The following is a 12,993-nucleotide window of genomic DNA, read 5'->3' on the forward strand; positions in this document are numbered from 1 at the left end:
CGTTCGCCCCCGGCGGCCAAGCCCGGTCCGCCGGCTTTCGGGGGCGTTCCCCGGACGCGCTGAGTGACGGGCGCAGCGGCCGAGTAAGCCATTCAGGCACGCCTTGTATCCATACGCTCACCTTGCGTGGCACCGGGGGTTGATCGCCCATAGCTTCGGCTCATGAGAACAAGACAGATGAAATGCCTGGCGGGCATCACCGTCGTCACGGCCACCACGCTCGGTCTCGCTGCCGCGCCCACCGCCGCGTCCGGACACCGTGATCACGTCGTGCACCCGGGCGAATCGATCCAGGCCGCGGTGAACGCCGCGCACCCGGGCGACACGGTCGTCGTCATGGCCGGGACCTACCGTGAGAGCGTCCTGATCACGAAGCCGGGTCTCACCTTGCGTGGGACCGGCGAGCGCACGGTGATCAGACCGGCCGCGGCCAAACCTGCCAAGACCACCAAGCCCGCCAAGACCAAGGGCGCCGAGGCCGCCAAGGGCCCGAGGGCGGCCAACGCCTGCGCGGCCGGCGGGAACGGCATCTGCGTCATCGGCGCGAAGGGCAGGACCGTCGACGACGTCAGGATCCGCGCGCTGACCGTCTCCGGCTTCAGCAAGAGCGGCATCTGGGCGTCCTGGACCGACGGGCTCTCCGTCCGCAGGGTGCACGCCTCGAAGAACGGCACGTGGGGGATCGCCCAGGAGCGCTCGACCCGCGGCGACTTCCGGCGCAACACCGCCACCGCCAACGGCGACGCGGGGATCTTCGTCGCCAACTCGGTCAGTGAGGAGGGCGGGGCGACGGACACCGGCGGCACCCTCGTCGTGGAGAACTCGGTGAGCGGCAACCGCATCGGGGTGACCGCCCGCCGGGTCAGGAACCTCGTGATCGACGGCAACACCCTCACCGGCAACTGCAGCGGGGTGTTCGTGGTGGGCGACGAGTCGAAGCCCGCCGCCGGCGCGATGACGATCAGCGGCAACCGGATCCTGAAGAACAACAAGTTCTGTCCCGCGACCCCGCGGCTGTCCGCGATCCAGGGATCCGGCATCGTCCTCACCGGCAGTGAGAGCACGATCGTGCGTTCCAACGTGATCCGGGACAACGTCGGCTCCACCCCGCTCTCCGGCGGCATTCTGCTGTTCAAGAGCTTCGTGGGCGCACTGAACACGGACAACACGGTCAGCGACAACCTCGTCCGCGGCAACAAGCCGGCCGATCTCGCCAACCGCGACACCGCCGGCAAGGGCAACACCTTCGAGAGCAACACGTGCGGGACGTCCGTTCCGGCCGGCATGTGTGCCGGATGACGGCCCACCGCCGCACAAGGAGAAACGAGTCGGTATGACCACCGTGAGTCCCACCCCCGAGACCACTTCCGCTGCCGCCACACCCCTCACAGCCCCCCACGTGTCCGTCGGCCAGGCCCCGCCGCCGTCCATGCGGCTGCGGGAGCTCGCGTTCGGGGCGGCCTGCGCCGCGGCCGTGCGCGCGGCGGCCAGGCTGGGCGTCGCAGACGCGCTGGGCGAGACGCCGGCGTCGGCCGCCGAGCTCGCTCCTGTCGTGGACGCCGAGCCCGTACCCCTGCAGCGGCTGCTGCGCGCGCTGTGCTGCTACGGGATCTTCAGCGAGACGCAGGACGGGAAGTTCGTCCACTCCGAGATGTCCCGGCTGCTGCGGGAGGACGACCCGAACAGCCTCCGCTACATCGCCCTGTGGTGCACGGAGCCCTGGACCTGGGAGGTCTGGCCGCGCCTCGACGACGCGGTGCGCTCCGGCACGAGCGTCTTCCCCGAGACCTTCGGCAAGGGCTTCTTCGAATACCTCCACCAGGACGCGGGCGAGTCCGCGCAGGTGTTCAACCGGGCGATGACCACCTCCAGCGTGCAGTCCGCGCAGGACGTCGCGGATCTGCTGGACCTCACCGGGGTGGCCTCGGTCGTCGACATCGGCGGCGGTCAGGGGCACGTCCTCGCGAGCCTGCTGGAGAAGCACCCCTCGGTCCACGGCACCCTCCTGGACCTGCCGGGAGTCGTGGCACGTGCGGACGCCCGGCTCCGCGAGGGCGGCCGGCTCGCGGACCGGGTACGGATCGTGCCCGGGGACTGCCGTGAGGACATCCCCGTCGAAGCCGATCTGTACATCATCAAGAACATCCTCGAGTGGGACGACGAGAGCACCCGCAGGACCCTGCGCAACGTGGTGGCGGCCGCCCGTTCCGGAGCCCGCGTGGTGATCATCGAGAACCTGGTGGACGACACCCCGTCGATGAGGTTCACGACCGCCATGGACCTGCTGCTCCTGCTCAACGTCGGGGGTGCGAAGCACACCCGGGAGAGCCTGGTCGGGCGGATGTCCGACGCGGGTCTGCGGGTGGGCGAGATCCACCCGGTCAACGCCTACCTGCACGCGTTCGAGTGCGTCGTGCCGTAACCCCCACGGGTGGGAGGGCGCACAGAGATCGCCCCGGGTCCGGCACTCAGGTGCCGGACCCGGGGCGATCGTCGGTGTGTCAGGCGGAGCCGTCGCTCTGCCACCGGTAGAACTGCTGGGCCATCGCGTCCTTCGGACCGCGCCAGGTCTGCGGGTCGTAGGGGCTCACGAAGGCGGTCAGCCTGTCGCTGATGGCCTTGAACTCCGGGTGTTCCGTCACCTTGGCGATCTCCGGGCCCGGGGGGCGGTCGGACTCGATCAGGTGCAGGTACACGTCACCGAACTGGAACAGGGTGCGCCTGTTCACGCCGACGAGGTGGGGAAGGTCGGTGTTGTCGGACGCCGCGAACAGCTCCGCGATGTCCGGGGCGGACTCGGGCGCCATCCGGGCGACGATCAGTGCGTGGTGCATCCGGCTGCCTTTCGGGACATCAGTTGGCGGTGACCGAGGCGGTGCGCCGCTCGCGGTCACGCTGCTCGATCTTGTCGCGGATGAGCTCCAGCTGGACGCGCGAGTTGCGGTTGATGTTGTCGGTCATCCACGCGTCGTCGACCGGTGCGTCGGGGCGCATCGCGAAGTCCTGGCGCCAGTGCATGCGCGTGCCGCCCGGGACCTCCGAGTACTCCCACCGGATGTCCATGTGCTGGAACGGTCCGGGCTCGACCCGGCGGGCCCGGACGGTGCGTCCCTGGCGGTCCGTGGTGCGCTCGGAGACCCAGCTCCAGACCTTGCCGTTGTCGTCGGGGTGCATGGTGAGGCGGAAGGTCGTCTTCTGGCCCTCGCGCTTCATGACCTCGACGGCCGCGTACTCGCTGAACAGCTGCGGCCAGTTCTCGAGATCGTTCGTCATGTCCCAGACGAGGTCCAGGGGGGCGGCGATGGTGATCTCGTTCTCGGTGTGTCCGGACACGTCAGACTCCTGTCACTGGGGTGTTGTTCACGAGGTCGAGGAACTCGCCGGGCGTCTTGCACCGGTCGGCGTCGGCCGGCAGCGGGCGTCCGTACCGGTTCTCCAGCGCGGCGACGATGCCGAGCAGGCCGAGCGAGTCCAGGCCGTACTCGTCGAAGGCCGAGCCGGGACGGCCGGCCATCTCCGACGGGTCGACCGTCAGGCCGGCGCCGCTCTTCATGAGCGCGGCCAGCTCTTCGTACGTCAGTTGAGCGTCCATGAGCAACTGCTCCTTCTCAGACGGAGGGGTCGGTCGGGTACCGCAGCACCAGCGCCGCGTTCGAACCCATGAGTCCTCGGCTCAGCACGAGCGCCGTCCTCAGTTCCGCGGGTCGTGCGCGTCCGGTGACGACGTCCAGGTCGTGGCACACCTCGAAGACGTTGGGCGTGGGCGGGATCAGGCCGTGTTCCATGGCGAGCACCGCGGCCGAGGTGTCGAGGACGGGTGCGCCGCAGTAGGCACGGCCGGTCCCCGTCTTGGGCGCGGTCACCGGGACGCGCCGTCCGTGCGGGCCCAGGGCATCGGCGATGGCCAGGGCTTCGGCACGGTCCGCCGCGGGCACGCCGAGCGCGTCCGCGAAGACGACGTCGATCTCCTCCGGCGCGCAGTCCGCTTCACGGAGCGCCCCTTCGATCGCCCGGGCCAGCCCGGCGCGGGAGTCGTCCCACCGAGCCGCGCCGGTGAAGGTGGCGGCGTGGCCGGCCAGCTCGGCCCGGACCCTGGCGCCGCGCTCGCGGGCCGCCGTCTCCTCCTCGACGACCAGCATCGCTCCGCCCTCGGCCGGCACGAAGCCGCAGGCGTCCGCGGTGAACGGCCGGTAGGCGCGGGTGGGGTCCTCGCAGAGGCTGAGGTCGTCGTAGCCGAGCTGGCAGACGACCGAGTACGGCGCGAGGGGCGCCTCGGCCGCGCCGACGACCACGGCGTCCGTGCCCCGCCGGATGGAGCGTGCGGCGTGCATGAGCGCGTCGAGGCCGCCGGCCTCGTCACTGGCCACCACGGCACACGGTCCCTTGAAGCCGCCCCGGATCGAGATCTGGCCGGTGCTGGCCGCGTAGAACCACGCGATGGACTGGTACGGGCCGACGAAGCGGGAACCCTCTCCCCACAGCCGTTGCAGCTCGCGCTGGCCGAACTCACCGCCGCCCGACCCGGCGGCGGTGACGACGCCCACCTTGAACGGCGCGCCCTCGTAATCCGCGCGCCCGAGCCGTGCGTCGTCCAGGGCGAGGTCGGCGGCGGCCATGGCGTAGTGCGTGAACCGGTCCGTCTGGACGAGGAACCGCTCCTCGATGAAAGCCACCGGGTCGAAGTCCCTGACCTCACCGGCGACGCGCAGCGGGAGGTTCTCGCAGCCTTCGCGGGACACCAGGTCGAGAACGCTGACGCCTTCCTGGGTCTGCTTCCAGAACGCACCGGCGCCCGTCCCGTTGGGGGCGACGACGCCGATCCCCGTGATGACGGAGCGGCGGTGGTCCGGAGTTGCCGGGCTGTTCATGGGGTCCTCCCGCCTGATCGGGTCATGGCGACGGCGGACTGGAAGCCGCCGAAGCCGCTGCCGACCGAGAGCACGCTGCGCAGCTTGAGGGGCCGCGCGGTGCGGGGTACGTAGTCGAGATCGCACTCGGGGTCCGCGGTCTCGTAGTTGGCCGTCGGCGGCACCGTCTGGTGCTTGAGGGCCAGCACGCACGCGGCGATCTCGATCGCTCCGATGGCGCCGAGGGAGTGGCCGACCATCGACTTGATCGAGCTCATCGGCACCTTGTACGCGTGCGAGCCCAGGGCCTTCTTCACCGCCGCCGTCTCGTGCCGGTCGTTCTGTTTGGTGCCCGAGCCGTGCGCGTTGACGTAGTCGACCTGCGAACCGTCGAGCCGGGCGTGCGCGAGGGCGGTGTTGATGGCCTCGGCCATCTCCAGGCCCTCGGTGGTCAGCCCGGTCATGTGGTACGCGTTGCCGAAGGTGGCGTACCCCGATATCTCGCAGTAGACGGTCGCGCCCCGGGCACGGGCGTGCTCGAGGTCCTCCAGCACGAGGACGGCTCCGCCCTCACCCATCACGAACCCGTCCCGGCGGGCGTCGAACGGCCTGGAGGCGTGCTCCGGGTCGTCGTTGTTCGCCGAAGTGGCCTTGATCGCGTCGAAGCAGGCCACGGTGATGGGGGTGATCGGTGTGTCGGACGCCCCTGCGATGCAGACGTCGACCCTGCCCTCCTCGACGGAGTGGAAGGCGTACCCGATCGCGTCCAGGCCGGAGGTGCAGCCCGTCGAGACGGTCTGCACCGGCCCGTGCGCGCCGACCTCCTCCGCGACCGCGGAGGCGAGGGTGCTCGGTGCGAACGCCCGCTCGAGGTGAGCGCCCGCCGGCCGGTGGTCGACGTCCCAGCGCGCACCGCTGCCGCTGACGGCGACGTAGTCGTGTTCGAGGCGGGTGGTGCCGCCGACCGCGGTCCCGAGGGAGACCCCGATGCGCCAGGGGTCCTCCTTCTCGAGGTCGAGGCCGGCGTCACCCAGCGCCTCCCTGGCAGCCACCAGCGCGAACTGGATGTACCGGTCCGAGCGGGCGATCAGCTCCGTGTCCAGGCCGTGGGCGACGGGATCGAAGTCGCACTCGGCGGCGATCCGCGAACGGAACTCGGCCGGGTCGAACAGCGTGATGCCGCGGGTCGCGGTACGGCCGTTGGCAAGCAGATCCCAGAACGCCGGGGCTCCGATGCCACCGGGGGCGACGACGCCGACCCCGGTGACGGCCACGCGCCGGGTCATGAGGCCGCCCCCGTTCGTTCTGGCGGCGCGTAGCCGTCACTGGCGTCCGCCGACTCCGTGACCTCGGTGTCCACATGACCGAGTTCGGGGCGCGGGGCGAGCGGGCCGAGGTGGAAGACCATGCGCGCTTCGACGTCTCCCACGTTGCGGAAGCGGTGGCGGACGTGCGGCGGGATCAGCAGGCCCTGGTCGGGCCGCATCGGGTGCGACTCGCCGTCCAGGTCCACCTCGAGGAGCCCGTCCACGACGTACACGAACTCCTCGGAGTACGGGTGGTAGTGCTCGCCGATGCGGTCGCCGGGGGCGACGATGGCCAGGCCCATGAAGCCGCTGGTGGCGCCCACCGCTGTGGGCGTGAGCAGGGCGCGCAGGTCGCCCCCGCGCCTGCGGTTGGGCTGAGTCTCGCTGAGGTCCACGATGCGAGGCCGGTGGGTGGTCATGGCTGTTCTCCTCCAGGCACGTTGTGCGGTGGGACGGCAGCACGGGGTTGCCGTGCTGCCGTTGACACGGTCAGGTCTCGGTGGCCCGACGGTCGGTGATCAGTTCCATCTCGGCCTGCGCCAGGAAGCGCGCGGCCTCCTCGTCGGTCGTCGGCAGGCCGTTCGCACCGCCGTCGAGCAGTCGACCGAGCATGGCCGCCTTGCGGTGGCCGCCGATGCCGAGCGCGTGCGCGGGCTTCGCGTCGAGCGGGCCGCTCACTTCGAGGAGCCGGACCACGATGTCGTCGCGCTGGAAGATCGTGCTGCTCTCGATCGGACTGGACACGTCCTCCGCCGCTTCCTCGTCCTGGCCGGCGAGCAGCCGGGCCAGGGCCATGCCGCAGCCTTCCTTGGCCTGGTAGAAGAGCGAGTGCCGCTGGACGTCGCCGACGGCGTGACGCCCCGCCGTCACGTGGTGGACGGTCGGAAGAGCCGCCCGGGTGAAGAACATCCGCGCGGAGTCGGGGTCGCTGAGGTCGCGATCCTGCTCCAGGTACGGGTTGATGGCCTCCTCGACGGACCGGACCTCCGGCTGCCGGGAGACGTGGCGCAGGGCCGCCATGAGGTCGCCCTCGACCTCGACGGCTCGCACGACACGGTTCCCGTGCATGAAGAGCGAGGTGCGGCGCAGCCGCGTGTTCTCGTCGACGCGGGCCTGCGGGGAGTCGTAGTCGGAGAGGATCTTCGCGACCATCTCCTCCGTGCCCGGCTTCACCGTGAAGGTGAGCGCGTGGCGGACGACGCCGTCGCCCAGCCGCGGGGCGGACTGGAGATTGCGCTTGGCGGGCTCGGGCGTCCCCTCGAACGCGACCCCGGTCTCCCGCAGGACGCTGAAGCGAAGGGAGCGCGTGTCGCGTACGCAGCTGTGCAGCGGCTGTACCGTGGCGACGTGCTCCTCGCTGTTCACCCAGGCGAGGAAGGGCGGTGCGCTCTCCCACTCACTGGTGATGAGCCACTGCGAGGGGTTCTCGATGGACTGGCACAGCTGGTCGCTGATGTGCCCGGGGATCGAGGCCACCTGGTTGCGCATGTGCTCGTACGCCTCGAGGAACTGGTTCTGGGCGCCGTCGTGCAGGTCCAGCAGCAGTATGACCCGGAGCCTCGAACCGTCGAAGGCGGACTGAGATATCCGTTCCGAGAGGGTTGTCATCGTTCGCTCTCCTTCGAGACGGTGCGGCGGCCACATCCCGTGGCCCCTCGTCATCCGTCGGTTTCGGTGGAAGCGGCACAGGTCTCTGTCCGCGGCAGGTGACGTCCGCCCCCGCATCACGGGCATCGCTCCCGCGACTGATCGTGGAACGCTGGTACGGGCGGCGCGAGATTTATGAACCGTTCAGGTGAGGCGCCGTCCGAAGCCCGGCCGAAGGCCTCCCGCCAGGGCATGGACACTGCATCCGTCATGCGTCCGAGCTGGAGCAACTGATGAACGAGAACGTCGACCTACGCGTACCGGTCCTCATCGTGGGCGGCTCCCTTGTGGGCCTGTCCACGTCCCTCTTCCTGAGCCGGCTCGGCGTCCGCCACCTGCTGGTGGAGAAGCACAGCGGCACCTCGACCCACCCGAGAGGGCGCGGCAACAACGTCCGCACGATGGAGGTGTTCCGGGCTGCGGGCGCCGAGCAGCTGATCCGTGACGCGGCGTCCGTGCTCGCGGAGAACCACGGCATCCTCCAGGCCGGGTCGCTCACCGGCGACGACCAGGAGTGGCTGTTCAAGGAGATCGACCCTGGTGGCGGGCTCGCCAGGTTCAGCCCGAGCGGCTGGTGCCTGTGCAGCCAGAACGACCTGGAACCCGTGCTCGTGGACCACGCCCGCGCGCAGGGCAGCGAGCTGCGGTTCTCCACCGAACTGCTCACCTTCGACCAGGACGCGGACGGGGTCACCGCCGTGGTGAAGGACCGGGAGACCGGGCAGCACACCACGGTGCGCGCGGACTATCTCGTCGCGGCCGACGGGCCGCGCAGTCCGGTCCGGGAGCGGCTGGGCATCGGCCAGACGGGGCCTGGGGACCTCTTCCACAACGTGAGCATCACCTTCCGCTCCCGGCGGCTCGCCTCGGTGGTGGGTGACCGGCGCTTCATCGTCTGCTATCTGACGGCCCCGGAGGCGGACGGGGCGCTGCTGCCCGTGGACAACGAGGAGCAGTGGGTGTTCCACGCCCCGTGGCAGCCCGACCGGGGCGAGACGCTGGAGGACTTCTCCGACGAGCGCTGCGCGGACCACATCCGCAGGGCGGTCGGGGCGCCTGACCTGGACGTGGAGATCACGGGCAAGGCTCCGTGGCACGCGGCGGAGCGGGTGGCCGAGCGATACGGTTCCGGCAGGGTCTTCCTGGCCGGTGACTCGGCCCACGAGATGTCTCCCACCGGGGCGTTCGGCTCCAACACCGGCATCCAGGACGCGCACAACCTGGCGTGGAAGCTGGCCGCCGTGCTCGACGAGGTGGCGGGACCCGGGCTCCTCGGGACGTACGAGGCGGAGCGGCTGCCGGTGGCACGGGCCACGAGCGCGCGTGCGTCGGCCCGTTCGGGCGAGCACAGCCACCCGGGATTCGCCGGCTCACCCGGCCCCGGCGGTGGCCGCAAGGGCGGGATGCTCACGGTCGCGCTCGGCTACCGCTATGTGCGGGGCGCCGTCCTGGACGTCGATCCCGGCCTTCCGGTGGTCCCGGACGGCATGGGCCTGACGGGCGACCCGGGCACCCGCGCACCGCACATGTGGCTCGGCCGGGACGGAGGGCGCGTGTCGACGCTGGACCTGTACGAGAGGTCGTTCGTGCTGCTGAGCGACGCCCGGTATCCGGAATGGCGAACGGCGGCGGAGGCCGTGGCGAAGCGCCTGTCGATCCCCTTGGACGCGTTCGGGATCGGTTCGGTCCCGGGTGCCGACCTGGAGCCCGAGAACGGGGGCGACTGGGCCTCTTCGCACGGCACGTCGGCCGAGGGCGCCGTGCTGGTGCGGCCCGACGGATTCGTCGCGTGGCGTTCCGAGGGCGCGGCGGCGGACCCGGAGGCGACGCTGTACGAGGTCATGCTGACGCTTCTCCACCGCGGCTGAGGCGCGGGTGCGACGGGCGGGCCCCCGCGGGGGCCCGCCCTTCATCCGACGCCGAACGCCCTGAGGGCGGCGAGGAATTCCTTCGGGCGGTCGGTGTGCACGAGGTGGCCGGCGTCGACGGAGACGAACTGGCCTCCGGGTATCCGGCGCGCCGTCCAGGCCAGTTGCTCCTGGTCGATGTGGCTGCGGGAGCCCCCGACGACGAGTGCCGGAGCGGTGATGTCGCCCAGGCACTCGCGTGCGGCCGGGTCCGGAGCGTTCAGTTGGGCGTCGGTGGAGGGGACCACCTGCCAGTCGAAGTCGAGGTCTCCCGGCGGCCGCTCGGCCAGGGGCCGGGGCGGGTCCGCGGGAAACAGGGGCGGAGCGTCCTCGATGACCAGGGTCCCGATCAGTGCGGGGTACCGCTCGGCGAGCAGCAGCGCGGCCACGCCTCCCATGGAGTGCCCGATCACCGTGGCGCCGGACAGGTTGCGGGCTTCCAGGAAGGCGTGCAGGTCGTCGCGGAAGAGCTCGAAGGAGTAGCGGCCCGGCCAGTCGCTCAGGCCGTGGCCGCGGAAGTCGAGTGCGTACACCCGGTGGCGGGCAGCGAGCTGCTCGGCGACCGCCGTCCAGTCCGTGCTGTTGCCGCTCCGTCCGTGGGCGAGGACGACGGGCGGGGCCGAGGGGTCCCCCCAGGTGCGGTACGCGAGGCGGATGCCGCCGGCCTGCACGCTTTTCACGTCGGGGTCGAGGAAGGCGGCGACGGCGCGGACGAAGGCGCCGGCGTCGTCCATCCACGGAAAGTGGCTCGCGCCCCGCTGGACGACGAACTCGGCTCTGGGGAAGAGCGCGGCGAGCTCCGCCGCGCGGTCGGGGCTCGGGCCGCCGTCGTACTCCCCCGCGAGGACGAGTACGGGCACCTGCAGCTCCCGCAGCGCGGCGACCGTGGTCTCGGTGTCCAGAGCCCTCTCGGGGTAGTAGTGCGCCGCCGCGGAGGCGTTCCGCTGCGCGGGGGACTGGGCGGCGTGGGCCTGGGCGGCCTCGTCCCAGCGCCCGTAGGTGAAGGGCCGGATGCCGGCCCAGACCTCGGGCGTCGCGCGGCCGGCCTGGATCTCGTCCAGCGCGGCCCTGGCCTCGGTGTACCAGGGCTCGTGGGAGCGCAGCGCCGCGGCGTCGCGCCGGTCCTGGTCGGTGGCGGGAAGGCCCAGGGTGCCGGTCGCCGGTGTGACGAGGGTGAGGGAGCGCAGCCGTTGCGGGTGGCTCGCCGCGTAGAGCGCCGCGAGCTCACCGGCGGCGGAGTGGCCCAGCAGATCGACGCGTTCGAGACCGAGGTGCTCGCGGAGCGCCTCGACGTCCTCGACGAGGCGGTCGATGCGGTACGTCTCCGGGTCCTGCGGGACGGCGGAGTCCCCGGTGCCGCGCAGGTCGAGCAGGACCAGTTGCCGTACGCGGGACAGACCGCCGAGGTCGCCGAAGTACCGGGCCGCCCGCATGGGGCCACCGGGCAGGCAGATCAGCGGTTCGCCCTCACCCACCAGATGGTAGGCCAGGGCGGTTCCGTCATACGTGCTGAAGATCGGCATGACTCCATCCAAACAGGGCGGGCGGCTCGACGGGGATGCGTACGCCCACAGCGAAGCAGGTGACGGCGGCCCCGGCCAGGAGCCGGCGGCCTCCCGCCCGGTCCGAAGTGCGGGTTCGGGGGTCCGGGAGACGGCAGTCGTGACGATCGCCGGAAGCCGGGTTCGGAGAACCGCGGGTGCGGCCGGCCGAGGACCGCGAGTACCCGGCCCTCGGGCGATCCCTCGCGGCTGTGGACCCGCGCGGCGAACCGAACCCGCCAACGGGTGTCCCGGGCTTCGGGACAGGCACGGACCCGTGCGGACTCATCGGGCGGCGGCCCGACGGCCACCCCGGATTCAGCGCTCCGGGGATGGGAGCAGGAGTTGTCCACAGGCGGCGTCTCCCCCCTTGCCAGAACCCCCCGCCTCCTGAATTACTGCTTCCAGGAGGCGACCGAATGGTCGGTCGCTGCTAGGCGAGGGGACGATCCGTATGACCGCGCTGCTGGACGCCGGCGAGCGGCTCGGACGCGACGAGCTCGAAGCTCTGCAGCTCGAACGGCTCCGGGCCACGCTGCGGCACGCCTACGAGAACGTCGGCTTCTACCGTGCGTCCTTCGACGAGGCGGGGCTGCTTCCCGAGGACTGCCGTACGCTCGCGGATCTGTCCCGCTTCCCTTTCACCGTCAAGGCCGACCTGCGCGACAACTACCCGTTCGGGATGTTCGCCGTCCCCGAGGACCGGGTCCGGCGGATCCACGCCTCCAGCGGCACGACCGGCCGGCCCACGGTGGTCGGGTACACCGACGGCGACCTGGACACCTGGGCGGACGTGGTCGCCCGCTCGATCAGAGCGGCAGGCGGGCGCCCGGGACACAAGGCCCACGTGGCCTACGGATACGGCCTGTTCACCGGAGGGCTGGGCGCCCACTACGGGGCGGAGCGCCTCGGGTGCACCGTCATCCCGGCGTCCGGAGGGATGACGGCGCGGCAGGTGCAGCTGATCCAGGATTTCCGTCCCGAGATCATCATGATCACGCCCTCCTACATGCTGACCCTGCTGGACGAGTTCGAGCGCCAGGGGGTCGATCCCCGTTCGACATCGCTGAAGGTCGGCATCTTCGGTGCCGAGCCGTGGACCGAGCAGATGCGCGGTGAGATCGAGGAACGGTTCGCCATCGACGCGGTCGACATATACGGGCTCTCGGAGGTGATGGGCCCGGGCGTGGCGCAGGAGTGCGTCGAGACCAAGGACGGCCTGCACATCTGGGAGGACCACTTCTATCCGGAGGTCGTCGACCCTTTCACCGGCGAGGTCCTGCCGGACGGGGAGGAGGGCGAGCTGGTCTTCACCTCTCTCACCAAGGAGGCCATGCCGGTCATCCGCTACCGGACCCGGGACCTGACGCGGTTGCTGCCCGGCACGGCGCGCGCCTTCCGGCGCATGGAGAAGGTCACCGGGCGCAGTGACGACATGGTGATTCTGCGCGGAGTGAACCTGTTCCCCACCCAGATCGAGGAGATCGTGCTCCGGACCCCGGGGGTGGCGCCGCACTTCCAGCTGCGGCTGACCCGTCAGGGGCGGATGGACGCGCTGACCGTGCGGGCGGAGGCACGGGCGGCCGCGACGACGGACGAGCGCGAGGCGGCGGCCGTGTCGATCGCGGCGGCCGTCAAGGACGGGGTCGGAGTGAGCGTCGGGGTCGAGATCGTCGATCCGGAGACGCTGGAACGGTCGGTCGGAAAGATCAGGCGGATCGTCGACCTGCGGGAGGCCGTCTGA

12 protein-coding genes are annotated in these 12,993 nt (G+C 71.1%); 4 read left to right on the top strand and 8 right to left on the bottom strand.

Features of this window, described 5'->3' with window-relative positions:
* The first annotated feature begins 162 nt into the window (after positions 1 to 162).
* Both ACIRJR_RS14700 and ACIRJR_RS14705 read left to right on the top strand, forming a co-directional pair.
* On the top strand, positions 163 to 1,299 hold the full coding sequence (locus ACIRJR_RS14700) for a nitrous oxide reductase family maturation protein NosD (protein WP_403779231.1): 1,137 nt from the start codon (positions 163 to 165) through the stop codon (positions 1,297 to 1,299).
* Positions 1,300 to 1,333: 34 nt separating this feature from the next.
* Positions 1,334 to 2,422, top strand: a complete 1,089-nt coding sequence (locus tag ACIRJR_RS14705; protein ID WP_403779234.1) for a methyltransferase — start codon at positions 1,334 to 1,336, stop codon at positions 2,420 to 2,422.
* 79 nt (positions 2,423 to 2,501) lie between these two features.
* Here the strand turns inward: ACIRJR_RS14705 and ACIRJR_RS14710 are convergent, their stop codons facing one another.
* From ACIRJR_RS14710 to ACIRJR_RS14740, 7 genes are all read right to left on the bottom strand, one after another.
* The gene (locus ACIRJR_RS14710; protein WP_403779238.1) at positions 2,502 to 2,834 is read right to left on the bottom strand and encodes a TcmI family type II polyketide cyclase; all 333 of its coding nucleotides are present in this window, start codon (positions 2,832 to 2,834) and stop codon (positions 2,502 to 2,504) included.
* Between the two features lie 19 nt (positions 2,835 to 2,853).
* A complete protein-coding gene (locus ACIRJR_RS14715) occupies positions 2,854 to 3,333 on the bottom strand; it encodes an SRPBCC family protein (protein WP_403779240.1) in 480 nt (159 codons plus the stop codon).
* Position 3,334: 1 nt separating this feature from the next.
* Positions 3,335 to 3,592: an acyl carrier protein gene (locus ACIRJR_RS14720; RefSeq protein WP_403779243.1), complete on the bottom strand. Its 258-nt coding sequence runs from the start codon at positions 3,590 to 3,592 to the stop codon at positions 3,335 to 3,337.
* Positions 3,593 to 3,608: 16 nt separating this feature from the next.
* Positions 3,609 to 4,868 (bottom strand): ketosynthase chain-length factor, encoded by a 1,260-nt coding sequence (locus tag ACIRJR_RS14725; protein ID WP_403779246.1) that lies wholly within the window; start codon positions 4,866 to 4,868, stop codon positions 3,609 to 3,611.
* The gene (locus ACIRJR_RS14730) at positions 4,865 to 6,133 is read right to left on the bottom strand and encodes a beta-ketoacyl-[acyl-carrier-protein] synthase family protein (RefSeq protein ID WP_403779249.1); all 1,269 of its coding nucleotides are present in this window, start codon (positions 6,131 to 6,133) and stop codon (positions 4,865 to 4,867) included. Before ACIRJR_RS14730 ends, ACIRJR_RS14725 begins: the two co-directional genes overlap by 4 nt.
* Positions 6,130 to 6,573, bottom strand: coding sequence for a cupin domain-containing protein (locus tag ACIRJR_RS14735; RefSeq protein WP_403779251.1), 444 nt, complete (start codon positions 6,571 to 6,573; stop codon positions 6,130 to 6,132). The genes ACIRJR_RS14730 and ACIRJR_RS14735 overlap by 4 nt, the downstream gene beginning before the upstream one ends.
* 70 nt (positions 6,574 to 6,643) lie before the next feature.
* A complete protein-coding gene (locus tag ACIRJR_RS14740) occupies positions 6,644 to 7,762 on the bottom strand; it encodes a SchA/CurD-like domain-containing protein (protein WP_403779254.1) in 1,119 nt (372 codons plus the stop codon).
* Between the two features lie 272 nt (positions 7,763 to 8,034).
* On the opposite strand from ACIRJR_RS14740, the gene ACIRJR_RS14745 reads away from it, so the two are divergent.
* Positions 8,035 to 9,669 carry an FAD-dependent oxidoreductase gene (locus tag ACIRJR_RS14745; RefSeq protein WP_403779257.1) on the top strand — a complete coding sequence of 545 codons (1,635 nt, stop codon included), beginning with the start codon at positions 8,035 to 8,037 and terminating at the stop codon, positions 9,667 to 9,669.
* A 41-nt stretch (positions 9,670 to 9,710) separates the two neighbouring features.
* Here the strand turns inward: ACIRJR_RS14745 and ACIRJR_RS14750 are convergent, their stop codons facing one another.
* On the bottom strand, positions 9,711 to 11,231 hold the full coding sequence (locus tag ACIRJR_RS14750) for an alpha/beta fold hydrolase (protein ID WP_403779260.1): 1,521 nt from the start codon (positions 11,229 to 11,231) through the stop codon (positions 9,711 to 9,713).
* A 472-nt stretch (positions 11,232 to 11,703) separates the two neighbouring features.
* Between ACIRJR_RS14750 and paaK the strand changes: the two genes are divergently transcribed.
* The gene (gene paaK, locus ACIRJR_RS14755) at positions 11,704 to 12,993 is read left to right on the top strand and encodes a phenylacetate--CoA ligase PaaK (protein ID WP_403779263.1); all 1,290 of its coding nucleotides are present in this window, start codon (positions 11,704 to 11,706) and stop codon (positions 12,991 to 12,993) included.

Source organism: Streptomyces sp. NPDC102402, from assembly GCF_044765765.1.
GTDB lineage: Bacteria > Actinomycetota > Actinomycetes > Streptomycetales > Streptomycetaceae > Streptomyces.